Origin of the sequence: Amycolatopsis sp. CA-230715 (assembly GCF_018736145.1) — a bacterium.
Classification (GTDB): Bacteria; Actinomycetota; Actinomycetes; order Mycobacteriales; family Pseudonocardiaceae; genus Amycolatopsis.
Genome location: NZ_CP059997.1, coordinates 2,295,862 through 2,318,625, shown reverse-complemented (window position 1 = coordinate 2,318,625; position 22,764 = coordinate 2,295,862). Strand labels below are relative to the sequence as shown.

Here is a 22,764-nt window from a genome sequence, read left to right as displayed (position 1 = left end):
CGGCACGCTGAGCGACGGTCGGACCGGGGCGGTGTGAGGGCTCCGGAGTCCGGCGTGTCGCAACCGTGAGAGGAACCTCCCGTGCCGGAAACCCTGTCTTCGCCCGCCGAAACGCCCTACCGCTGGAGATGGGCGGCGCTCACCGCGCTGCTCGTGGCCGAGGCGATGAACCTGCTGGACTCCACGATCGTGCAGGTGGCGGGCCCCGCCGTGCACGAAGCCCTCGGCGGCGCGGTGTCCGACATCCAGTGGTTCAGCACCGCCTACACGCTGCCGTTCGCGGTCCTGCTCATCACCGGCGGCAGGCTCGGCGACGTCTTCGGCCGCCGCCGGGTGTTCCGGATCGGCGTCACCGGCTTCATGCTTTCCTCGCTGGCGTGCGCGCTGAGCCCGTCGGCGGGTCTCCTGATCGGATTCCGCGCCGTGCAGGGAGCGGCGGCGGCGATGATCATCCCGCAGACCATCGGCCTCATCAAAACGATGTTCACGGGATCCGAGATCGCGAAGGCGCTCGGCAGCATCGGGCCGGTGATGGGGCTGTCCGCGGTCTGCGGGCCCGTCCTCGGCGGCGTGCTGACGCACGCGAACCTGTTCGGCTCCTCCTGGCGGGCCGTGTTCCTGGTCAACATCCCGCTTTCGGTCCTCGTGCTCGCCATCGCGCCGAAGATGCGGGAGGACCGGGCGCCGCGGCGGCCCGGTCTCGACCCCGCCGGGACCGCGCTCGCGATGCTCGGCGTCGCCCTGATCGTCTACCCGCTGATCGAATCGGATGCCGCGCACCTGTCCACGGGCAGCTGGTGCGCGCTCGGCGCGGGCCTCGCGGTCCTGCTTGTCTTCGTCGCGCACCAGCGGCGGACCGCGCGCCGCGGCGGGCGTCCGCTGGTCGAAGTCAGCCTCTTCACCCGCCGGGTCTTCCCCGCCGCGCTGATCACTTCGACGTTGTTCTTCGCCGTCACCACCGGGCTGACCCTCGTGGTCGTGCTCGAAAAGCAGCTCGGCGAGTCGGCGACCGTGCTGAGCGCGGGGCTGACCCTGGTGCCGTGGTCGGTCGGTATGGCGGTCACTTCGTGGGTGTCGGGCGCGCACCTGGTGCCGAGGTTCGGCGACCGCGTGCTGTTCGCCGGGCTCGGGGTGCTGCTCATCGGCCTGCTGGCCGCGATTTTCGCGTACTCAGCGGCGAGTCCGGTGCCGCTGTTGTGCGCGCTGCTCGTCATCGGGTTCGGCGTCGGTCTCTTCACGCCCGCGTTCTTCACCTCGGCACTGCACGTGGTGAGCCCGCAGGAGATCGGCTCGGCCGCGGGCCTGATCAACGCCGTGCAGCAGCTCGGCGCCACGCTCGGTGTCGCGGTGCTGGGCGGTGTCTACCTCGGTGGCTCCGGTGGCGCGCCGCACGCCGCGCAGGCCACGTTCTGGACGGCCGCGGGGCTGGTGCTCGCCTGCTTCGCCGCCGCCGCACTCATGCGCCCGGCGCGTTCGCCACGGTGAGCGCGGTTTCCTTGCGCAGCAACAGCCCGGCCGCGACGGAACCCGCCGTGATGACGACGCAGATGACGGCGAACAGGATGCCGATGACCCACGCGGACCCGTCGAGCGCGGTCGACATCGCGAGCGCGAGCGACGGCACGAACCCGCCGATCAGTCCCGCGATGTTGTAGGAGACCGCGACCGCGCTGTACCGGGTGTCGTCGGTGAACAGCTGCGAAAGCAGGGTTCCCATGGGGCCGTAGGGAATGCCGAGCAGGCCGATCCCGACGGCGACGCCGAGCACGACCAGCACGGCGTCGCCGGTCGCGATCATCGCGGTCAGGGGGAACGCCGCGACGACGCAGACAGCACCGCCGACGGCCATGATCCGCCACGGCGCCCCGCGGTCGGCCAAGCGCCCGGACACGACGATGCAGACGCCTTCGAGCAGCGCGCCGAGCAAGGTCGCGAGCAGCATCGTGTCGGCGGACAGGCCGAGGGTCTTGGTGCCGAAGCCGACCGCGTAGGTGGTCAGCAGGAAGAACGCGCCGGAGGCGAACATCGCGGCGGCCGCGGCGGCGAGCAGCCTGCCCCAGCTGGTGCGCAGCAGCTTCACCAGCGGGACGCGGACTTCCCTGCGTTCGGCTTGAACGCGTTGGAACAGCGGGGATTCCTCGACGCGCAGCCGCAGGTAGACGGCGACCGCGAGGAACGGGAACGCCAGCAGGAACGGGATTCGCCAGCCCCAGGCGAGCAGCTGCTCGTCGGGGAGCAGGGTGACCGCGGAGGCCACCGCGGACGAGGCGATCGTCCCGATCGGCGAACCGAGCTGGGGCATCGACCCGTACCAGGCCCGCTTCTCCACCGGCGCGTGTTCGACGGCCATCAGCACCGCCCCGCTCCATTCGCCGCCGAGCGAAAGTCCTTGCACGAACCGGAGAACGGCCAGCAGGACCGGCGCGGCGATGCCGATCGAGGAGTAGGTCGGCAGCAGGCCGATCGCCCCGGTCGCGGTGCCGATCAGCACGATGGTCGTGATCAGCGTGGTCTTGCGGCCGACGCGGTCGCCGAGGTGCCCGAAGAGCACCGCGCCGATGGGCCTGGCGACGAACCCGACCGCGAAGGTCAGCAGGGACGCGATGCTGCCGACCGCCGGATCGAGCGCGGGGAAGAACAGCTTGTTGAACACGAGCGCCGCGAACAGCCCGTAGATGAAGTATTCGTACCACTCCATGGAGGTGCCGAGCAGCGACGACACGACGACGCGGCGGACCTCCCGTGCCCGCCGGTCGACCGGCTCCGCCTTCCGCATGGTGCGAGATCTTGTGCCGGGAGTTCTCGGATTGTCAACAACTCGACGGTCAACGGGTGGCTTGGTGTGCCACCGCAGACCCGGCCAGCATCCGGCCGCGTGTTTCGAGCGTGCGCACGAGCTGGGAGAGCGTGCCGTTGATGACGAGGTAGACCAGCGCCACGACGAGGTAGGTGGGCAGCAGGGCGTGGGTGAACGTGGCCAGCACCTTTCCGCTCGCGAGCAGCTCGCCGTAGTTGACGACGTAACCGAGGCTGGTGTCCTTCAGCAGGCCCACGCACTGGCTGACCAGCGCGGGCGCCGCGCGCCGCACCGCCTGCGGCAGCAGCACGTGCCGCATGACCTGGGCCGGGCGCAGGCCGACCGCCGCGGCCGCTTCCCGTTGCCCGGTGTCGATCCCGGTGATCCCGGCGCGGAAGACCTCGGCGAACCCGGCGGCACTGCTGACCGCGAGCGGGACGACGAGCTTCCACAGCAGGGGCAGGTCGAGGCCGTAACCGGGGAGCGCGAACAACGTCACGTACACCAGCAGCAGCGCGGGCACGACCCGGATGACCTCGACGTACGCGCGGCCGATCGCGCGCAGCACCGCGAACCGCGACAGGCGGGCGAGCGCGACGACGAGTCCGCCCGCGGCGCCGAGCGCGATCGAAAGGACGGCGGCGAGCGCGGTCGAGCCGAGCCCGTCGAGCAGGTACCGCCAGATCGGCCAGGTGCCGAACGGCGACCACAACGCCGGGTCGAGCTGTCCCGCGGCGGCGAACCTGACCACGGCTGCGGAGATCGCGGCGAGCGCGACCGCGGTGGCGACAACCGACGCGTTCCGCGTGCGGCGGCGGGTTTTCGGCCCGGGGTGGTCGAAAAGCCGCCCACCGCCCGGTGCGTCCCCGGCGCGCTGGAGCAACAGCTTGCGTTCGAGCCGCCCGGTGATCGCGGAGATCAGCACGGCGAGCGCCGCGTACCCGACACCGGCCGCGGTGAACAACAGGATCGGATCGGCCGCGGCGAGGTTGATCCGGTGCGCGGTCGCGGTCAGTTCGACGACACCCGCCGCCGCGGCGAGCGCCGTGTTCATCGCGACCATGATGGTGAGGTTGCCCAGCGGCTGGACGACCGCGCGCACCGCCTGCGGCAGCACGATGCTCGCCAGCGTGCGGACGGTCCCGAAACCGAGCGCCCGCGCCGCTTCGGTCTGCCCGAGCGGCACGGAGTTGATCCCGGCGCGCACGGTTTCGGCGTAGTACGCCGCCGAATACAGCCCGCTCGCCACCACGACGGTGGTCGCCAGCGGCATGGTCAAACCGATTTCCGGCAGCGCGAACACCCACAGCACGATCCACACCAGCAGCGGGATGTTCTGCTGCAGCTCGACGTAGGCGCCCGCGACTATCCTCAGTGGACGGACGGGGGACACCCGGCAGGCCACCAGCAGCAGCCCGAGCGGGAGCGCGACCACGACCGTCAGCGCGGTCAGCTCCACGGTGGTGAGCAGTCCGTCGGCGAGCAGGCCGAGGTTGTCCAGTACGACGTTCATCTCGGAACGGTGCGGCGGTTCTCGGTGCCGCGGTTCAGGATCCCGGCACGGAACCGATGGCGGGCGGTGTCGGTGCCTCGCCCTCGACGACGGTCCCGAGCGACGACTTCCACGCCTCCTGCCACAGGCCGGCGTCCTGGATCTTCTTCAGCCAGTCGTTGACGAACTTCTTGAACGTGTCGTCGCCGAGCTTGAGCCCGATGCCGTACGGGTCGCTGGTGAACGGCTGCCCGACGATCTTGATCTTCTTGTTCAGCTGGGACTGGGCGGCGAGCAGCGTGAGGTCCTGCACGTAGGCGACGCCGCGTCCCTGTTCGAGGCCGAGCACGCATTCCGGGTCGGTGTCGAAGGTGACGACGTCGGCGGTCGGGGCCTTTTCCTTGACCGCCGCGATCGCCGGCGTGTTGGCGCCCGCGACGACCTTCTTGCCCGCGAGGTCCTGCGGCTTGCTGATGCCGGTGGTCTCCTTCAACGTGGCGATGGCCTGCCCCGACACCAGGTACGGCCCGGCGAAGCTGACTTTCTTCGCGCGCTCCTGGGAAATGGTGTAGGTCTGCAGCACGACGTCGACGGTGCCGTTCGCCAGCAGCGGCTCGCGGGTGACCGAACTCGACTCGATGATCCTCGCCGCCGGCTGGCCGGTGATGTACTTGGCCAGCAGCTTGCCCAGTGTCGCGTCGAAGCCTTCGACCCCGCCGGTGACCGGGTTCTGCTGGGACAGCAGCGGCGCGTCCAGCGAGCCGCCGACGGTGAGCTGTCCCCGCTTCTTGATGGCGGCCGCGGTCGGCGACTGCGCGAGCTCGGCATCGGAGGCGACGGGGGCGCGGTCGAGCAGGTTCTGCGTGCTGCCGCCCGGCGCCGTCGAGCCCTGGCCGCTGGAGCTGCACGCGGAGAGCGACGCACCCAACAGGACGATCGCGCCGATCGCGGCGCGTGCGACGAGGGTACGGGGCATGGGGCAGCTCCAGTTTCGGTTTTGTTCGGCGACGGCGGCGTAATGTGAGAATGGTTCAGTCCACCGGGTGACGTCAAGCGGTCCCCTGGACACAGTTGGTGAAGTCCTCTCCGGTCACCGTTCTGGGAATCCGGTGCACGAGACGCCGTTCAGCCTTCCCTTTCCGCTCAGTGGCCGATAGGGTCGACGCCCAATCGGACGCTCTTCGCCAACCGTTCACACCGGAGGACAGACCGACCGGGGCGGCAAACTGGGGAGGAGTCCGTCGTGCCAGAGCCAAGCCGTGATCAGGTCCACGGGCTTCGGAACTGGCGCCTGCGCGCGAAAGTCGCGTTGGTGGTCGTGCTGCCGACGGTGGCCGCGCTCTTCCTCGCGGGTCTCCACGTCGCCGACGCTTTCGAAAACAGCGCGGTCTACGAACGCGCGGGCAAGTGGATCGAACTGGACCGCGAGACGGCCGTGGTCGCCGACGCCGTGCAGGACGAACGAGAAGCGATGTCGGTGTGGATCGCGGGCGGGCGCGCCGACCGCGGTGCCCTCGACGCCCGGATCCAGCGTTCCCGCGACGCGGTATCGGCGTTGCGCGAAGACGAGGAGGACGTCGCCGATCTCCACGACGACGCGACCAGCGCGTTCTACCAGCAGGCGATGACCCGGATCCACAGCCTGGACAAACTTCGCGACGCGGCGCGCGCACCCGGTTTCTCCGATCTCGCGGTGCAGACGAGCTACACCGCCGTGATCAGCGCGCTCACCGTGGTCGCGGACCAGTTCGGCGCGGACGTCACCGATCGGGGGATGCAGCACCGGCACGACGCGTTGACCTTCCTCGCCGACGTCAAGGAGTTTTCGGCGCAGCAGAACACTTATCTGCACACCGCGGCGGTGCACGGCGCGTTCGAACCCGCCGAACTCCGGCAACTGGTCACCGCCGAGGCGAACCTGCTCGCCGCGATGGACCGCTTCAACACCGTCGCGTCGCCGCGCGTGCAAGCCGACTACGCCACCAGGGTTTCCGGCGATCTGGTCGCGAAGCGGTTCGAAATCCAGCACCTCGCCCTGATGCGCGCGAAGGCGGGGATCCCGCTCGATCTCGACGTGCCGACGGTCTCCCAGCTCTGTTCGGCGACCATCGACCTGATCCGGGGATTCGAACGGCACCTGTTCGAGGACGCGGCAGAGCACGCCGAAGGACTGATCGGCGCCGAATACCGCGCGCTCGCGATCACGTCGGCCATCATCCTGGCCGGGCTGCTCGTCACGCTGGCCCTGACCTACTTGGTGGCGCGCTCGCTGGTGCAGCCGCTGCGCGACCTGCGCGACCACGCACTCGAGGTCGAAGGGCAGTTGCCGGGATCGGTCGAGCAGATCATGCGCGCCCGCGATCCGGCCGAGGTCGCCGGGCGCGCGATCGAACCGGTGCCGGTGCACACCACCGAGGAGGTCGGGCAGGTCGCGCGCGCGTTCGACGCGGTGCACCGGTGCGCGCTGGACATGGCCGCGGAACAGGCTTCGCTGCGCGAAAAGGTCAACGGGATCTTCGCGAGCCTGTCCCGCCGTTCGAACGGGATCGTGGAACGGCAGCTCGACATCATCGACCAGTCCGAGGCGAAGGAGCAGGATCCCGACTACCTGGCGGGTTTGTTCGAACTGGACCACTTGACCACCCGGCTGCGGCGCAACGCCGAAAGCCTCCTGGTGCTCTCCGGCGCCGGGCTGGCGAGTTCGAGCCCGAAGCCGGTGCCCGTCGAGGAGGTCACCGGAGCCGCGGTCTCGGAGGCGGAGCAGTACGCGCGGATCGAGATCGGCCCGATCCCGCTCGTGGCCGTGCGGGGACACGTGGCGAGCGATCTCGTGCACCTGCTCGCCGAACTGCTCGACAACGCGACGGACTTTTCGGAGCCGAGCACGAGGGTCGGCATCCAGCCGGTGGTGACGCGGCACCAGTCGCTCGCGATCCAGATCGCCGACCACGGCATCGGGATGTCGCCGGACCAGCTGGCGGAGGCCAATCTCCGGCTCGCGGACCCGCCGGGCCTCGACGTTTCGGTGACCAAGCGGATGGGCCTGTACGTCGTGGCGCGGCTGGCGAAGCGGCACGGCATCGGCGTGAGCCTGCGCCCGAACGAGAGCCGCACCGGCGAAACGACCGGCATCGTGGCGCGGATCGTGGTCCCGGCGGGACTGCTCGCCCCGCTGCCCGCCCGGCGGGAGGCGCCGTCGCCGCGGCCGGTCGAGCGGTACCAGCCGGGAGTGAGCAGCATTCCGCCGGTCAGACGGCGCCGAGCCGGCGCGCGAGGGTCGCGACCCGTGCGGTGACCGCTTCGGGCGCGTCGACGGTGAACGGGGCGCCGAGTGCGGCGATCGCGGCGACGTACTGCACCACGAGATCCGCCGATTCGGCGCTGATCCGGACGGTGCACCGGCCGGGGCCGTCGGGCTCGATGCCGCCCGGCACGGCCGCGAACAACCCGGCCTTGACCTCTTCCACTGACAGCTCGACGCGTAGGTGCGCGGTGTGCCGGTACGGCGCCGTCGCGAGCGCGCGCGTGAGGTAGGTCGCCGGGTCCGGCGCGGGGAGTTCGCGCGGGGTGAACCGTCGGTGCGTCGGGGCGGGATCGGAGATCCGGTCGACGCGAAAGGTGCGCCAGTCGTCGCGGGCGGGATCGTGGGCGATCAGGTACCAGTAGCCGCGCGCGATCACGAGGTGGTGCGGCTCGACCCGGCGCTCGCCGGGCGACCCGTCGCGGGTCAGGTAACCGAACGACAGGATTTCGTGGTCGCGGCAGCACCCCGCGATGACGGCGAGCACGGCCGGGTTCACGCGCGGGGCGTCGCGGTGGGGGATGACCGCGGCACTCGTCAACGCGGCGAGCCTCGGGCGGAGGCGCGCGGGCAGTACCTGTTCCAGTTTCGTCAGTGCCCGCACCGAGCTGTCCTCGATCCCGGCGACGCTGCCGTTCGCCGAGGTCACCAGACCGACGGCGACCGCGATCGCCTCTTCGTCGTCGAGCAGGAGCGGCGGCAGGTTCTTCCCGGACGCCAGCCGGTAGCCGCCCGCGGTCCCGGTGGTGCTGTCCACGGGGTAGTCGAGGCGGCGCAGGCGGTCGATGTCGCGGCGCAAGGTCCTGCTGGTCACCCCGAGCCGGTCCGCGAGGTCCTGACCGGACCACTCGCGCCTGCTCTCCAGGAGCGACAGCAGCCGGAGAAGGCGGCCTGGCATGTCCTTGCGCGTCGATCCTTCGTCCACCGGTCCAGAATGCCACGCCTTGAGGACAAGTTATGTCCTCAAGGCGTTCTACGGTGGCTTTCATGGCTGAAACGACGAAGAACCAGATCGACGCGCTCGGGGTCACCGGCTCGGTGACCCGGCCCGGTGACCACGGCTACGACGAGGAACGGACGGGCTTCCAACTGCTCGACCCGCACCAGCCCGAAGTGCTGGTCGGCGCGGAGAGCGCGGACGACGTGCGAACAGCTGTCGAGTTCGCTGCCGCCCGCGGAAGCCGTGTCGCGGTGCAGGCGACCGGACACGGGCAGAACCGCGCACTGGACGGTGGCGTGCTGATCAGCACGCGGCGGATGTCCGGGGTCGAAGTGGATCCGGCGGCGCGCACGGCGTGGATCGAGGCTGGTGCCACCTGGCACCAGGTGATCGAAGCGACCGCGCCGCACGGGCTCGCGCCCCTGTCCGGCAGTTTTCCCGGCGTCGGCGCAGTGTCCTACACACTCGGCGGCGGTGTCGGCCTGCTGGCGAGGAAGTACGGGTTCGCCGCCGACCACGTGCGCCGCATCGACCTGGTGACCGCGGACGGAAAGCTGCGTGAGGTGACCGGCGCGAGCGACCCCGACCTGTTCTGGGCGCTGCGCGGCGGCGGGGGCAACTTCGGCGTCGTCACCGGGATGGAGATCGACCTCGTGCCGGTTTCCCGGATCTACGGCGGTGGCCTGTTCTTCGACGCGGACGAGGTGCCGGAGATCCTGGCCGGATGGCACCGCTGGACCCGGGACCTGCCGGACGAGATGACCGCCGCGGTGGCGATGCTGCCCTTCCCGGATCTGCCGATGGTGCCGGAACCGTTGCGCGGCAAGCACATCGCGCAGGTGCAGATCGCCTACGCCGGTTCACCCGAGGACGGTGAGCGGCTGCTCGAGCCGGTGCGCGCGCTGGGGCCGACCGTCCGCGACACCGTGCGGGAAGTCCCGTTCACGGAGTCGGGCGCGGTCTTCGACGAGCCGGACCGGCCGCACGCCTACCGGTCGGCGAACCTCCTGGTGCGTGACCTCGACCCGGACCTGCTGACCACGTTGACGAAGGCGGCGGGACCATCGGCGCCGGTGATGTGCGTGGTCGGGTTGCGGCATCTGGGCGGCGCGCTCGCCAGGTCGCCGAAGATCCCGAACGCCGTCGGACACCGCGATGCGGGGTACTCGCTCAGCGTGCTGTCCCCGGTGGAGCCGGGCGAGCGGGAATCGGTGCGGGCGTTGCATCGTGATCTTCTCGCGCCGTGGTCCGCGAACGCGATGGGGCGGTCGCTGAACTTCACCTTCGACGAACTCGGCGGTGCGGAGATCGCCGCCGCGTTCGCGCCGGGGGACTACCGGCGGCTCACCGAAATCCGCGCGCGGCACGACCCGCGTGCGATGTTCCACGTGAACCATCCGATTTCGGTGCCCTGAAAGCGATCGCGTGTCCTACAAGTAATCGAAGTGCACGCCGTCGATGGACCAAATGGCTGATGCGTCGCCGCCATGAGCGGCAACGAGTGCGGGAAAGTAGTCACGCAGCGCTTGGTCGTAGGTCAGGCTGCCGTCCAGCAGTTCCCGGCACGCGAGCACGATGCGGTCGAGGTCTTCGGTGATCCTCGCCAGCGTCATGCTCGGTGTCCGGCGGCCGTCCTCGCCGTCGACGATGATCTCGGCGTCGTCGAACTGGGTGAAGCTGGGATAGCGGCCGGGGTCCGGGAGGATCGACCGGAACGGGACGTGGTTGAAGAAGTACTCGAACCAGCGGCCGCCGGACAGCGTCAGCCACGGCGTGCCCACGGCCAGCGCGGCCAGTCCGAAACCGGTGTGCGGAGAGAGGAAGACCCCGGCCGCCTCCACCGCGGCGAGTTGTTCCGCCAAGGGGAGATCGAAGCAGTTCACCGGCCGCGACCGGTGGGAGAGCAGAGCGGCGAGCTCTGCCTCACCGAACGAGGTCGTGGTGCGTTCGGACCGCGCGAGCTTGCCCAGCAACACGATCTGCGCGTCGGGGAACTCTTCGTGTATCGCGTCGAGGATGAGCGTCCACGACCGCGGCGACGGGTAGAGCGGCGACGGGCTCGACCCGGCCGGCATCACCACGATCCGGTCGGGACGGTCACCGAGCCGCGCGGTCGCCGCCGCCCTGGCCGATTCCGGCAGCGCCAACCGCAATTGCTGGTGCCGCAGGTAACCCGCGGCCGGATCGCTGACCACGGAACGGCCGGACCGCGCGGTCAAGCGGCGATCGGAAGCGGCGTAGTAGTCGCGGAGCCCGGGAAAAGTGGAAAGCTGGATGTCTTGGTAGCGACGGAAGTCGTCGAGTATCCAGTCCCACTCGCCCGGGACGCCGTCGAACCTGCCGCCTTCGTCGGGGCACGGCTCGACGAAGGGGTGGTCGATCGCGTAGGCCGCGCTGACCGCGGGGCAGTACGAGGCCAGTTCGACCGGGGTCGCGGCGTTGAGCGCCACCGCGATCTGCCGGTCCGGGTTCGCCGCGTAGTGCCCTTGGCAGTAGTGCAGTGCCTCGATGGCATGCCCGACGGGATGGGCGTAGAAGAAGTTCACGAGCGCGCGTTCGGTCACGTGCGCATCTTGTCGGTTCCCTCCTAGAGTGCGCGAACGTATTTCCAGGTGCTGTCCTCGCGGGCGAACAGGCTGTTCTCCCGCAGTTCGCCGCGTTCACCCCGGAAGCGGTAGTGCGCAACGAATTCGACGGTGCCGTCGGACTGCAGCAGCCCGCCGCCGGTCCTGCCGAGGACTTCGAGCAGGACCCAGCGCTGGTCCGGGTCGAGCTCGAGCCGTTCCGGCCGGGTCTTCGCCGACCAGGTCCGCACCAGGTATCCGGCGTCGCCCACCGCGAACGCGCTGAACCGGGAGCGCATCAGGTGTTCGGCGGTCGGTGCCGAAGCCGCCCCGCGGTGGAACGGCCCGCAGCAGTCGTCGTAGGTTTCGCCGGTGCCGCAAGGGCAGCGCTTCGGGGTGGTCACGCGCCGATTGTGCCGAAGCGCCGTCCGGTCAGGCGAATCCGGTGGCCGTGGGCTCGTCGGTGTAGCTGCGGCCGTCCGGGGTGGTGACGGTGAGGACGCCGCGCTCGTCGGTGTGGAACTCCCATCCTGGTTCGTTGCGGAGCAGGTGATGGACGCGGCAGAACGGCCGCATGTTGATCTTGTCGGTGCCGCCGCCCTCCGCCCACGGTGTCGCGTGGTCGAGATCGGTGTACTGGGCGGGCCGGGTGCACCCCGGCATGCAGCAGATGCGATGGGTGACCTGGACGTACCGCCGCATCGCCGCCGACGGCCGGTAGCTCTTGCGGCCGATGTCGGCTGGCAGGCCGGTGATCGGCTCGGTGATGATGCGGTACCAGGTGGACTTGGTGTCGAACGCGATTTCGCGTGCCAGTTCCGGTGAGATCTCGCCGCAACCGGCCAGTTCGGCGGGGTCGTTCCGCATGCCCATCAGGGTGGTCAGGTCGACGTACACGAAGATCTGCGCCTTCGGTTTCCCGTCGCAGGCGCCCGCGAGGCACCGTTCGACCAGCGCGTCGACGCGCAGCTGATCCATGGTGCGCTCGTCGCCCTTTCGCTTCTTCGCGAGCGCGTCCTGGTCGCAGGCGGCGTAGAGCGCCTGCGCTCGGTCGGAGGGGAGCTCGGCGAACAGGGCCGACGATCCGTGATCCCGGTGCCGGATTTCGAGTGTCCGCGCCGCGGCCTTGGCTTTGCGCCGCCGCTCGTACCCTTCCGGATCGACCCGCAGCAGGAGCGAGTTCACGATCCGCCGCAACGCCGACGGGTTGCGCCCTTCGAACCTGCCCACCAGCATCGCGTCCACTTGGGACGCCACTTCCTTCGGCGCGTACGCGGTGGCGTCGAACACCCGGGAGGCGGCGTACTCGTCGAGCACTCCCGCCTCCATCGCTTCCAGTGTCTTGGGCAGGTAGGAAGTCACCGCGTCAGCGAGCGCGACCTTGCGCTCCGCCGCGCGCTGCGTCAGCGAACACAGCAACGCGACCTGCCCCACCGTCGATCTTCGCGACGCCAGGCGGCTCATCTTCGCGATACTGCGCAGCACCGACGCCTGCTCGCCCCGGATTATCCGGTTCGAGCGGGCCACGGAATCAGTGAGCAGGGAAATTTCAGAGGTTTCTTCGATAGCCACCTCACAATTCTAAGGTCCTGGGCACGTCGATCGCCTCACACTTTCGTGTAGGCGTGGATCACGGGCTGTCACGACACTCTTACCAGGGAATATGCGCTTCTGTGGGTCTTCCCGAGGGCTTGATGGCGGGTAAGCACACATCTCCGTAAAACGCAAGCGAATCGTACGAGAATGCCCTTTCGTTCGATTCGGGGGTCCCCCGATTTCAAGTCTACCGCGATGCGCCGACAATTCCGCGGGAACTGCTGGAGCGGGCGGCACGCGTGCGTCTTCGCGACGCGAGCCGTCAGGCGGTGCCCGGCCACGGGTACGACCCGATCACCTCCGCCAGCGCCGCCACCGGTCCGTGCGTCACCGGACGGCGGCTCGTCAGCGCGAACACCACGGAACCGGGATCGGGCAGGGGGTCGACCAGCTCGCCGAGCCCGTCCGGCACCACCGAGGCCGCGAACACCGCGACCCCGAGCCCGGCGAGCGTGGCCGCGCGCAGCCCGTTGAGCCGATCGCACGTGCAGGCGATCCGCCAGCTGAACCCGTTGCGCCGCAAGGACTCCAGTGCTCGCGTGCGGGTGATGCTCGGTTCCGGGTACACCACGAGCGGCACCGGTTCGCCGCGATCGAGCCGTAGTCCCGGCGCGCCGACCCAGACCAGCGGGTCGGTCCGCATACCGCTCTCGCCGGACCCGCGCTTGGCGAACACGAGGTCCAGCTTGTCCGCGGCGAGCTGGTCGTGCAGCACCGCGCTGAGCTCCACGGTGAGTTCGAGATCGACCATCGGATGGCTGTGCCGGAACCGCCGCAGCACCTCCGGGAGCCTGCCGAGGACGAGGTCCTCGCTGACGCCGAGGCGGATCCGGCCGCGCAGCTCCGGCCGCGAGAAGTAGCGCATGACGGTGTCTTGCTGGTCGAGAATGCTCCTGGCGAACCCGGTCATCACCTCGCCGTCGCCGGTCAGGGTGACGCGATGGGTGTCGCGGGCGAACAGCTCGCGGCCGACAGCGGCCTCCAGCCGCCGGATCTGCTGGCTCACCGTCGACTGGCCGAGGGCGAGCCGTCGCGCCGCCTCGCTGAACCCGCCCGCCTCCGCGACCGCCAGGAACGTCCTCAACTGCACCGGATCAAGCACCAATCCGGGTTACCACAGTCCTCCGCGCAGTGCGGCGAAAGTGGCCGGGAAAACATTACTTGCGCTTCGTGATCACCACGGGTTCGATCTTCTGGGGGATGGCGCCGAACGCCGAGGCGGGCACGCCGAAAACGGCGCCGAGAACATCGCGCGGCAGCGAGTTCAAGGTGCCCACAATACCGATGTCGTCGTTCGGTTCCGCGGTGCTGGTGTTGAAGATCACCAGCACGTCGAGCCCTTCGGTGGTGCTGGCGTTTTCGAAGTAGTGGAAGAATCCGGTCGGCGCGAACACCAGATCGCCTTTGCCCGCTTCGAAGGCGTCGTTGTGGTACGAACCGTCGGCGTGCGTGCCGAGGATCGTCCATTTCGCGGTGCCGGCGATGATGTAGTTCAGCTCCCACGCGCTGGGGTGCCAGTGCGGCTCCCTGATGCCGCCGACGTCGAGGTGGACCAGGTACGCCGAGCCGTTTTGCCCTGCCAGCACGGGAAAAGTGTCCTCGTTGGCGCCGCGCAGCGTCCCGCCGTCGAACTTGCTCGGCGCCGTCTTGCTCAGCGGGAAGAGATGTGCCGCCTGCCGCGGAACGGGCGCCGCGCCGGCCGCCGGTGCGCCGCCGCCGAGGCCGATGGCCGCGGCGACCCCCGCGCCCGTGCCCAATGCGTTGCGCCTGCTGATCTCGGTCATCGAACCGCCTTCTTCCGTCGGGAACGAGCTTTCCGAACTCGATTTTTGCCCGACCGGCGGTCAGCGGGAAATAGCGTCGCCAGGATAACTGTTATCCGCGATCGCGATCGACCTCGCCGCCGCATTGAGCGCGTCGATACCGGCGGTGAGCACGGGATGATTTTCACTGCCACGACGGACATATGCCGCGATTCGGCGAGAAGGGCGCGGCGTGCGGTGCAACGGCAGCCGCGTCACGGCGTGTTCCGCGGGCACGGGCACCATCCTCGGTAGCAGGCAGACGCCGAGTCCGCTGGAAACCAGCGCGGACACCGCGAACCATTCCTTGACACCGGGGCCGATCCGGGGCGTGAACCCGGCTGCGGCGCACGCGGCGAGCAGGAGCTGGTAGGTGTCGTTGTCCCTGGTTTTCACGATCCAGCTTTCCCCGGCCGCGTCGGCGAGTTCGACCTCCGCGCGCCCGCACAGCGCGTGGTCCGACGGCACCAGGAGGTCCTGCGGGTCGTCGAGCAGCACGTGGCGGGAGAAGCGGGTGTCGTCGATCGGCGGCACGTCGGGCGTCGGCAGGACGACGGCGATTTCCGCCTCACCGCTGAGCAGCCGGTCGAAGCAGGTCTTCGTCTCCTCCTCGACGACGGTCACGGTGATGTCCTCGGCGCGCAGCGCGCGGGCGGCCGGTGCGACCAGCGCGGCGATCGCGGAAGACACTCCGCACACGCGCAGGATGCCGCCGACACCGCCGCCGCGGTACCGCGCGAGGTCGGCCCGAGCGCGCTCCCAGTCGGCGTACAGCTCGTCGGCGTGGCCGAGCAGTGCCAGCGCGGCAGGGGTGAGCCGCACCCGCCTTCCCTCGTGGCTCAACAGGTCGACGTCGAGTTCGGCGGCCAGCAGGCGGAGCTGCTGGGACACCGCGGACGGCGTCAGGTGCAGCTCGCGCGCTGCGGCCGTGACCGTTCCACTCGCGGCGAGGACGCGCAGCACCTGCAGGCGGCGCAGGTCGATCATGTAGGCGATTCTACAAAGAAGCATCGAAAAACTTTCGATGGACGTGCACGGTCGACGACGTGAAGCTGGCGGCATGGTCCCCGCACCCGTGCTCATGCTCGCGAGCGTGCTGTCCGTCCAATTCGGACAGGCGTTCGGCAAGGGCCTGTTCGGCTCGGTCGGCCCCTGGGGCGTGGTGGCGCTCCGGCTGGGGTTCGCCGCACTGGTGCTGCTCGCGGTGTCCCGCCCGGCGTTGCCGCGCGACCCGCGCCGGATCGCGCTCGTCGCGGGGTTCGGCGCCGCGATCGCCGGGATGAACGCCATCTACCCGGCACTGGAATACCTGCCGCTCGGAGTGGCGAGCGGGATCCAGCTGCTCGGCCCGTTCACCGTCGCGATCATCACCAGCCGCCGCCTCGCGGACGTCGTGTTCGCGTGCCTGGCCGGGTTCGGCGTCTGGCTGGTGCACCGGCCGGGCGGCGACGCGCTCGCGGTCACCGGTGTGCTGTTCGCGGTCGTTTCCGCGGTCGCGATGGGCGGTTACCTGCTCCTGAGCAGGCGGGCGGGGGAACGCAGCGCCGACGGTTCGCTGCTCGCGCTCGCGGTCGGTTTCGCCGCGGTGCTCACCGTCCCGGCCGGGCTGGCCGAGAACGGTGCGGCCCTGTTCCGGCCGCACGTGCTGCTCGCCGGGGCCGGGGTGGCGATCCTGTCCGCCGTCCTGCCGTACTCGCTCGAGCTGGCCGCACTGCGCAGGGTGCCGCCTCGCGTGGTCGCTGTGCTGGCCTGCCTCGAACCGGCCGTGGCCGGGATCGCCGGCGCGGTGGTGCTCGCGGAGACGCTCCCAGTCCCGGCCTGGCTCGGCATCGGGTGCATCGTCACGGCCGCGGGACTGGCCAGCACACGCGGCCGTGCGCGAGATCCCGGCGACACGATCGGGTCATCGGGGTCCCCCGAAGACGCCCGTCCGGGTTAGGTTCACCCGCGCTGATCATCCCTTGGAGGAAGCATGCGCCGACTTGCCCGCGTCACTGGTGGCGCCGCCGCCGCGCTCGTCCTGCTCGCGTCCGGAGGCACCGCGGCCGCCGCCACGACCCCGCTCGACCCCGTTTCCGCCGGTATCGGCGCCGGGACGAGTCTCGTCCAGCAGGGCGTGACTTTCGGGATCGGGGCGTCGCAGGGCCTGTTCGCCGTCCTCGGCGGCGCCGTCAGCCACTGAAGCCGGTCAAGTCAGGTCCGCGGCGTTTTCCCTGACCGGGTTGCGGTTGCGGCGGCGCAACCGCCAGTGCCCGCTCTTCGCGTTGTCGACCACCTGCACGCGCTGAGCCGCGTGGCGCAGCTCGGCGATGCGGTGCGCGACCTGCGCCTGGACGGGATCGTAAACGTATTCGGTGCGCACGGTGATCCTTCTTCCGATCGTGAACTTCTTCGACTTGTTCACGATCGCGCTAAGGCCGGTGCGGCGGCATCGGACGATCACCCAGCATCGACCCGCGCCACACCCCTTACCCCGCCGGGAAACGGGGTAAGGGGTGACCTAAGTGGACAGCACCTCGGCGAGCACGGTCGCGTGGCTCGTCTCCAGTACCTTGGTCGCGGTCAGCAGGGTGACGGTGCCGGTGCGGCAGGTGTCCCGGAGCGACGCGAGCGCGTCGGCGCGGGGCGGGTCGGCCAGTTCGGCGCGGTACCGGTCGGCGAACTCGGCGAAGCGCTCGGGGACGTGCCCGTACCAGGTGCGCAGCTCGTTCGACGGAGCCACGTCGCGGCACCAGTCGTCCAGCGCGGCGTCGGCTTTTTTGACACCGCGCGGCCAGAGCCGGTCCACCAGCACGCGCGTGCCGTCTTCGGGGCGGGGCGGGTCGTAGACACGCGCTACCCGGATGTCGGTCGAGGCGGTCACGTGCACATTCTCCGGCGGAGCCAGCCTGGCCGCTACTCTGGCGAATGGGGCGTTTTCGGCGAAGGGCGGATGGCGATGGCCGAACGCAACCGCGTCACCCCGCTTGGAGACATCGAGGCGATCCCGTTGCGCGGCGCGTGGACGGGCAACCGCGGCATCCTGCACGCCGGCCGGGAGATCGTCCGGTACCACGCGAGCGATCTGTGGATCACCTGCGCGCTCGAGTTCCGCGGCCGGTGGAACGAGCAGTGGCGACCGCACCGCTTCACCTTCCTGTACTTCCACGACGAAGCCGTGTCGTTCGCGGCGGGGCACCGTCCGTGCGGGGAGTGCCGCTGGGGCGCCTACCGCGCTTACCGCGCCGCCTGGGCGGCGGAGTTCGGCGGCGACGAGCCTTCGGCGAAGGAGATGAACCGGCGGCTGCACGCCGAACGGATCGTGCGGGGCACCCACCGGAGGCGTTTCCACGAGTTGCCGTGGCCAGGCCTTCCCGACGGAACCTTCGTCCTGGTCGACGGCGTGCCCTCGGTCGTGCTCGGCTCCTGTGTCGTCGAGTGGACGCGCACGGGGTACGGGCGGGCGCGCCCGCGACCGGCGCGCGGGGCCGCCGAGGTCGTCACGCCGCCTTCGACCGTGGCCGTCCTGCGCGCGGGCTATCCGGTGCAGCTCGACGGCGAGCTTGACATCCGCAAAGTGTGAGTGGTTTATTACTCATATGACTTCGCCGAGCACGCGCCAGCTGTCCACCGCGGACGAGCGGCGGAAGACCGTCCTGTGGACCGCCATCCACGCGTTCGCCGCGCGCGGGTTCTACGGGACGACCACGACGGAGGTCGCCAAGCTGGCCGGGATCTCGCAGGCCTACCTCTACCGCCTGTTCCCGGACAAGGAGGCGCTGTTCGTCGCGGTGATCGAGCACTGCTCGCGGCTGATGTCCGACTGCCTCGCCGACGGCGCCGCCAAGGCGAAGGGGAGCGCGCCGGAAGACATCCTGGACGCGATGGGGGAGGAGTACGCGCGCCTCATCGTCGACCGTGACCTGCTGATGATGCTGATGCAGGCGAACTGTGCGGCCAGCGAGCCCGCGATCGGGGACGCGGTGCGCGCCTATCACGCCAAGCAGGTCGAGTACGTGCGCGCGGTCTCCGGGGCGGCCGACGAAGAGATTCAGCGGTTCTTCGCGACCGGGCAGCTGTGCAACCTGCTGATCGCGATGGACGCCGATGCGGTCGACGCGCCGTGGGCGCGGACCCTCGGCGTCGGCATCCGCCACTACTGATCCGCCCTGCCCGCGCCCGGCGGGCTTTTCTTTTGCCCAAAGAAGTGAGTGGTTGATCACTCATACTAAAAGGAGAGTTGTGATGAACCAGGAACTGCACGTCGTGTTCGGTACCGGGCCCGCGGGGCTCACACTCGTCGACAGTCTTCTCGCGCGCGGGCACCGGGTTCGCGCGGTGAACCGGTCCGGTGCCGCGCCGGTGCCCGGCGGGGTCGAGGTCGTCGCCGCCGACGTCACCGACCACGACGCGATGCGGAAGGTCAGCGAGGGCGCATCGGTCCTGTACAACTGCGCGCACGCGCCCTATCCGCAGTGGGACGAACTGCTGCCCAAGATGCAGGCCGGATTCCTCGCGGGCGCGGCGCACAGCGGCGCCAAGCTCGTCGTCACCGACACGCTCTACATGTACGGGGAAACCGGTGGCACGCCGATGACCGAGCGGACACCGCACAACGCCACCTCCCGCAAAGGGCGGTTGCGCGCGCGGATCGCCGACGAGTACCTGCGCGCGCACGCCTCGGGCGAGGCGCGGGTCGCGATCGCCCGCGCGGCCGACTTCTACGGCCCGCGCGTTTTGGTGTCCGCATTGGGTGCTCCCGTTTTCTTCGCCGCGTTGCGGGGAAAGCCGGTGATCGCGTTCGGGGACATCGACCTGCCGCACGCGTACAGCTACATCGGTGACGTCGCCGAAACGCTGGCCGTGCTCGGCGCCCGCGACGAAGCGCTCGGCCGGGCGTGGCACGTGCCCACCACCTCGGACCACAGCACCCGCGACATCCACCGGCTCATCGAGGCCGAGATCGGCGAGCCGGTGACCGCCGAGATCCTGCCCACCGCCACCGGGGAGGCGTGGGGCCCGTTCGACGCCGAATTCCTGCGCGAATACGCGGAATTGTTCTACCAGTACCGCGAACCGCAGATCGTCGACTGCGCCGCGATCGGAAATGCCTTCGGGTTGCGCCCCACGCCGATCGCCAGTGCGGTGCACGCCACTGTCGAATGGTACCGAGAAAGCGTAGGCTGACGCCGATCGCGGCCGTCCAGCGCGCCGAAAACCGGAAGTTTGGCCTGTTTCTGAGATGAATTCCGTTCCGCTGACCTTGGCGAGGATGGTCACCACCTGGGTGCCCGACTGGCCGGTTCTCGTATTCGCCGCATTCAGCGCGTTCGGATATCTTCGGGCGGTTCGCCGGGTTGGGGAATGGCCGGTCCGGCGGACCGTGCTGTTCTGCGCGGGGCTCGCTTCGGCCGTGCTGGTCACCTGTTCCTTCCTCGGCGCCTACGACGACGTCCTGTTCTGGGCGCGCGCGACGCAGACCGTGGTGCTGCTGATGCTGACGCCGCTGCTGCTCGCGCTCGGCGCGCCGCTCACGCTCGTGCTCGCCGCCGCGCCCGGACCGGTCGCGGCGGCGCTGCGGCGGGCCGGGCGCGGCCGGTTCGCCCGCGCGGCCACCTTCCCGCTGGTGATCACGGTGCTGCTCATCGCGCCGCCGTTCCTGCTCTACCTCACCCCGCTGTACGAGGCGTCGTTGCGGAACGGCGCCGTCGACGAACTGGTGCGGCTCGCGCTCGTCCTGTGCGGGTTCGCCTATTTCTGGACGCGCCTGCGGCTGGACCCGACCCCGCGCGAGGACCACCACCTGGTCTCCTTCGGCATCAGCTTCGCCGAGGTCGTGCTGGACGCGGGGCTCGGGCTCGTGCTGTGGCTCGGCCCGCTGCGCGCCGCGGGCTACTACCACGCGCTCGGCCGCGCGTGGGGTCCTGACCTGCGCACCGACCAGATCATCGGCGCCGGGGTGCTGTGGATCGGCGGTGATCTCGCCGGGCTCCCGTTCGTCGGCGCGCTGTTCACCCGCTGGATGCGCGACGACGAACGCCAGGCGGAACGGATCGACGAGGAGCTCGACGACGCTCCCGCTGCGGCTTCGGGACTGTGGTGGGAAAGCGATCCCGCGCTGGCCGAGCGGTTCCGGCGCGGCTGAGCGGCGAGGACCGGACCTTCCGCGCCCGCGTCGTCTATTGTTCCCAGCGGCGCGGGGGCGTGGTACGGGGCAAGGGGGTCAGTGTGGCCGGGCACGACTATTCGACCAGCGTCGCCGGCGCGGTCCCGCTCGGGCAGCGGCGGCCGCGATCGCACTTCGCCTCGCTGTGGATCACCTTCGCGGCCGGGTTCACCTACCTCTTCCTCGGGTTTCAGTACCACGACGCGGGTTATTCGCTGGCGCGCGCCGTCGGCACCGGCGCGCTCGGCGGGGTCGCTTATGTCGCGTATGCGCTGCCCGCGGCCTATCTGGGGTCGAGCACCGGGCTGACGCACGGGCTGCTCACCCGGTCCATTCTCGGCAAGGCCGGTTCCCTGCTGGTTTCGGTGCTGTTGATCGGGGTCGCCGCGGGCTGGGTCGCGTTCGCGTTCAATCTCCTCGCCACGTTGTACGACGGGTTGTTCGGCTGGGGCGAAATCGTCACGGTCAGTGTCGTACTGGCGATTCTCGGCATCGTGAACAATTTGTTCGGTTTCACCGGTATCGCGGCTTTCGCCAGGTTCGTCGTCGCGCCGTTGCTCGTCGTGTGGATTCTGTACCTGGTCGTCAAGGGTTTCGTGGAAATCCCCGGTGCCGTGCTCGGCGCGGGAACGGTGAATTCCGAGCTGCCGCTGCTGTCCGGGATCGGGGTCGCGATCGGGTCGGTGATGTGGGGCAACGAGCCGGACACCTGGCGGTACGGGAAGCCGAAGGTGCTGTGGCCGTTGCCGGTGCTCGCGGCCGCGGTGACGATCGGGCTGGTGCTGTTCGTCGCGGGCGGCTGGATGATGGCCGCCGTCTCGGGCGCGGGCGCCTCCGATTTCGGGCCCGCTTTCCGGTACACGGTCGGCTATTCGATGTTCGGGCTGCTCTGGCTCGGCGCACTCGTCGCGACGGTGGTGCAGGTCGCCATCAACGACGGCAACTACTACGAGATGGTCAACGCGGGGCAGAACCTGCTCGGTCAGCTCCCCGGCTGGCGGCGCTGGTGGACATGCCTGCTGACCGCGGCCGTCGCGGCCGTGTTCGCCTGGCGGTTCCCCCAGGTCGAAACCGGGTTCTTCACCGTGACGAACTGGTCGTCGCTCGCGCTCCCGTCGGTGACCGTGGTGATGTGCGTCGACCGCTTCCTGGTGCCGCGCTTCGGGGTGCGCCGTCCCGGCGGCGTGCCGCGCTGGCGCGACGCCGGGTTCGCGAACTGGCCGGGGATCGCGGCGGTGCTCGCCGCGGTCGGGTTCGGCGCGTGGGGTCTCGGCCTGTTCCCCGGCCAGGAATCGACGCCGTCGGCGGGGCTGCCGTCGGTGGAGGCGTGGCTGCTCGCCGGAGTGCTTTACGCTGCCTTGGCCGGAGTCGCGGCGAAATTCCCCCGCGCGGGCGGCGTGCTGGGTTTTGCCGTGGTACCAACAGATGACGACACCGCATCGACAGAAAACGAGGAGAGCGCGCGATGACCCGTTCGGCACGCGAGGTACTCGACACCGTCCGGCAGGAACTGCTGCCGTCGGAAGGGGACAACCGGCTGGTGCCCCTGATCGAGCAGGGCCGCGCGCCGCGGTCGGTGTTCGCCGCGCTCGCCGCCGAGGAGTACCGGATCGTCACCAGCGACTGGCGCAGCTTCCTCGCGCTGGCGAGCAGGGCGGACGAGCGGAACGCGCGGGAGTTCTTCGCCGGGCTGGCGCAGGGCGAGGGGATCGCGCTCGGGAAGCTGACCGCGCTGGCCGGCGCGATGGATCTGGACGACGCCGCGTTGCGGGCGCACCGGCCGCGGGCGGGTTGCCAGGCGTACCCGGCGTACGTGGCGTGGCTCGCGCTCAACGTGTCGCCGGCGGACGCCGTGGTCGCGATGGTGTCGAACTTCGCCGCGTGGGGCAGCTATTGCGCGACGATCGCGCAGGCGATGCGCACCCGCTACGACTTCGACGACGAGGCGTGCGGATTCTTCGACCTGTTCGGCACGCCGCTGCCGGACGACCAGGCGGTCGCCGCCGTGCAGGCCGGAATCGACTCCGGCGCGCTCAGCGACGACGTTTCGGAGTACGGAAGGCTTTTCCAGAGCTACGAATTGATGTTCTGGAACACCATCGCCGACGAGGCGTAGCCGAAAAGCAC

General features: G+C 70.0%; 23 protein-coding genes. 11 read left to right on the top strand and 12 right to left on the bottom strand.

What is annotated here, in order from left to right:
• The first annotated feature begins 81 nt into the window (after nt 1-81).
• Nucleotides 82-1,485 carry an MFS transporter gene (locus HUW46_RS10400; protein WP_256451424.1) on the top strand — a complete coding sequence of 468 codons (1,404 nt, stop codon included), beginning with the start codon at nt 82-84 and terminating at the stop codon, nt 1,483-1,485.
• Here HUW46_RS10400 and HUW46_RS10395 read toward each other — a convergent pair.
• The 3 genes from HUW46_RS10395 to HUW46_RS10380 are packed head-to-tail and all read right to left on the bottom strand — an operon-like array spanning nt 1,457 to nt 5,265.
• Complete coding sequence (locus tag HUW46_RS10395) at nt 1,457-2,776, bottom strand: MFS transporter (RefSeq protein ID WP_215547058.1); 1,320 nt, start codon at nt 2,774-2,776, stop codon at nt 1,457-1,459. The two genes, HUW46_RS10400 and HUW46_RS10395, sit on opposite strands and share 29 nt — an antisense overlap.
• Before the next feature lie 49 nt (nt 2,777-2,825).
• Nucleotides 2,826-4,310 carry an amino acid ABC transporter permease gene (locus HUW46_RS48275; protein ID WP_254126038.1) on the bottom strand — a complete coding sequence of 495 codons (1,485 nt, stop codon included), beginning with the start codon at nt 4,308-4,310 and terminating at the stop codon, nt 2,826-2,828.
• Between the two features lie 34 nt (nt 4,311-4,344).
• A complete protein-coding gene (locus tag HUW46_RS10380) occupies nt 4,345-5,265 on the bottom strand; it encodes a glutamate ABC transporter substrate-binding protein (protein WP_215547057.1) in 921 nt (306 codons plus the stop codon).
• 267 nt (nt 5,266-5,532) lie between these two features.
• Here HUW46_RS10380 and HUW46_RS10375 point away from each other — a divergent pair, with 267 nt between their 5' ends.
• Entirely contained in the window at nt 5,533-7,584 is a 2,052-nt protein-coding gene (locus HUW46_RS10375) for a sensor histidine kinase (protein WP_215547056.1), read from the top strand.
• Here the strand turns inward: HUW46_RS10375 and HUW46_RS10370 are convergent.
• Nucleotides 7,538-8,488, bottom strand: a complete 951-nt coding sequence (locus HUW46_RS10370; RefSeq protein WP_215549786.1) for a helix-turn-helix transcriptional regulator — start codon at nt 8,486-8,488, stop codon at nt 7,538-7,540. The genes HUW46_RS10375 and HUW46_RS10370 overlap by 47 nt on opposite strands.
• A gap of 89 nt (nt 8,489-8,577) precedes the next feature.
• Here HUW46_RS10370 and HUW46_RS10365 point away from each other — a divergent pair, with 89 nt between their 5' ends.
• On the top strand, nt 8,578-9,945 hold the full coding sequence (locus HUW46_RS10365; protein WP_215547055.1) for an FAD-binding oxidoreductase: 1,368 nt from the start codon (nt 8,578-8,580) through the stop codon (nt 9,943-9,945).
• A gap of 15 nt (nt 9,946-9,960) precedes the next feature.
• Here the strand turns inward: HUW46_RS10365 and HUW46_RS10360 are convergent, their stop codons facing one another.
• The 6 genes from HUW46_RS10360 to HUW46_RS10335 form a co-directional block, all read right to left on the bottom strand.
• The gene (locus HUW46_RS10360; protein ID WP_215547054.1) at nt 9,961-11,094 is read right to left on the bottom strand and encodes a hypothetical protein; all 1,134 of its coding nucleotides are present in this window, start codon (nt 11,092-11,094) and stop codon (nt 9,961-9,963) included.
• 23 nt (nt 11,095-11,117) lie between these two features.
• Complete coding sequence (locus HUW46_RS10355; protein ID WP_215547053.1) at nt 11,118-11,498, bottom strand: YchJ family protein; 381 nt, start codon at nt 11,496-11,498, stop codon at nt 11,118-11,120.
• Nucleotides 11,499-11,526: 28 nt separating this feature from the next.
• Entirely contained in the window at nt 11,527-12,666 is a 1,140-nt protein-coding gene (locus HUW46_RS10350) for an HNH endonuclease signature motif containing protein (RefSeq protein WP_215547052.1), read from the bottom strand.
• A 286-nt stretch (nt 12,667-12,952) separates the two neighbouring features.
• Nucleotides 12,953-13,792 (bottom strand): LysR substrate-binding domain-containing protein, encoded by an 840-nt coding sequence (locus HUW46_RS10345; protein WP_215547051.1) that lies wholly within the window; start codon nt 13,790-13,792, stop codon nt 12,953-12,955.
• Nucleotides 13,793-13,847: 55 nt separating this feature from the next.
• Nucleotides 13,848-14,474, bottom strand: a complete 627-nt coding sequence (locus HUW46_RS10340; protein ID WP_215547050.1) for a cupin domain-containing protein — start codon at nt 14,472-14,474, stop codon at nt 13,848-13,850.
• Between the two features lie 60 nt (nt 14,475-14,534).
• The gene (locus tag HUW46_RS10335) at nt 14,535-15,479 is read right to left on the bottom strand and encodes a LysR family transcriptional regulator (RefSeq protein WP_215547049.1); all 945 of its coding nucleotides are present in this window, start codon (nt 15,477-15,479) and stop codon (nt 14,535-14,537) included.
• A 73-nt stretch (nt 15,480-15,552) separates the two neighbouring features.
• On the opposite strand from HUW46_RS10335, the gene HUW46_RS10330 reads away from it, so the two are divergent.
• A complete protein-coding gene (locus HUW46_RS10330) occupies nt 15,553-16,431 on the top strand; it encodes an EamA family transporter (protein WP_254126034.1) in 879 nt (292 codons plus the stop codon).
• A gap of 33 nt (nt 16,432-16,464) precedes the next feature.
• Entirely contained in the window at nt 16,465-16,674 is a 210-nt protein-coding gene (locus tag HUW46_RS10325; protein WP_215547048.1) for a hypothetical protein, read from the top strand.
• Between the two features lie 6 nt (nt 16,675-16,680).
• On the opposite strand, the gene HUW46_RS10320 is transcribed toward HUW46_RS10325, so the two are convergent.
• Together HUW46_RS10320 and HUW46_RS10315 are read right to left on the bottom strand one after the other, a co-directional pair.
• A complete protein-coding gene (locus HUW46_RS10320) occupies nt 16,681-16,854 on the bottom strand; it encodes a hypothetical protein (protein WP_215547047.1) in 174 nt (57 codons plus the stop codon).
• A 138-nt stretch (nt 16,855-16,992) separates the two neighbouring features.
• A complete protein-coding gene (locus HUW46_RS10315) occupies nt 16,993-17,355 on the bottom strand; it encodes a DUF488 domain-containing protein (protein ID WP_331477228.1) in 363 nt (120 codons plus the stop codon).
• Between the two features lie 75 nt (nt 17,356-17,430).
• Here HUW46_RS10315 and HUW46_RS10310 point away from each other — a divergent pair, with 75 nt between their 5' ends.
• The 6 genes from HUW46_RS10310 (at nt 17,431) to HUW46_RS10285 (ending at nt 22,753) form a co-directional block, all read left to right on the top strand.
• Nucleotides 17,431-18,054, top strand: coding sequence for a hypothetical protein (locus HUW46_RS10310; protein ID WP_215547045.1), 624 nt, complete (start codon nt 17,431-17,433; stop codon nt 18,052-18,054).
• 16 nt (nt 18,055-18,070) lie between these two features.
• A complete protein-coding gene (locus HUW46_RS10305) occupies nt 18,071-18,634 on the top strand; it encodes a TetR/AcrR family transcriptional regulator (protein ID WP_215547044.1) in 564 nt (187 codons plus the stop codon).
• Nucleotides 18,635-18,716: 82 nt separating this feature from the next.
• Nucleotides 18,717-19,658, top strand: a complete 942-nt coding sequence (locus HUW46_RS10300; protein ID WP_215547043.1) for an NAD-dependent epimerase/dehydratase family protein — start codon at nt 18,717-18,719, stop codon at nt 19,656-19,658.
• Between the two features lie 85 nt (nt 19,659-19,743).
• Nucleotides 19,744-20,616 (top strand): cytochrome c oxidase assembly protein, encoded by an 873-nt coding sequence (locus tag HUW46_RS10295; protein ID WP_254126032.1) that lies wholly within the window; start codon nt 19,744-19,746, stop codon nt 20,614-20,616.
• Nucleotides 20,617-20,699: 83 nt separating this feature from the next.
• The gene (locus HUW46_RS10290) at nt 20,700-22,106 is read left to right on the top strand and encodes a hypothetical protein (RefSeq protein ID WP_215547041.1); all 1,407 of its coding nucleotides are present in this window, start codon (nt 20,700-20,702) and stop codon (nt 22,104-22,106) included.
• Complete coding sequence (locus tag HUW46_RS10285; RefSeq protein ID WP_215547040.1) at nt 22,103-22,753, top strand: transcriptional regulator; 651 nt, start codon at nt 22,103-22,105, stop codon at nt 22,751-22,753. Before HUW46_RS10290 ends, HUW46_RS10285 begins: the two co-directional genes overlap by 4 nt.
• The last annotated feature ends 11 nt before the right edge of the window (nt 22,754-22,764 follow it).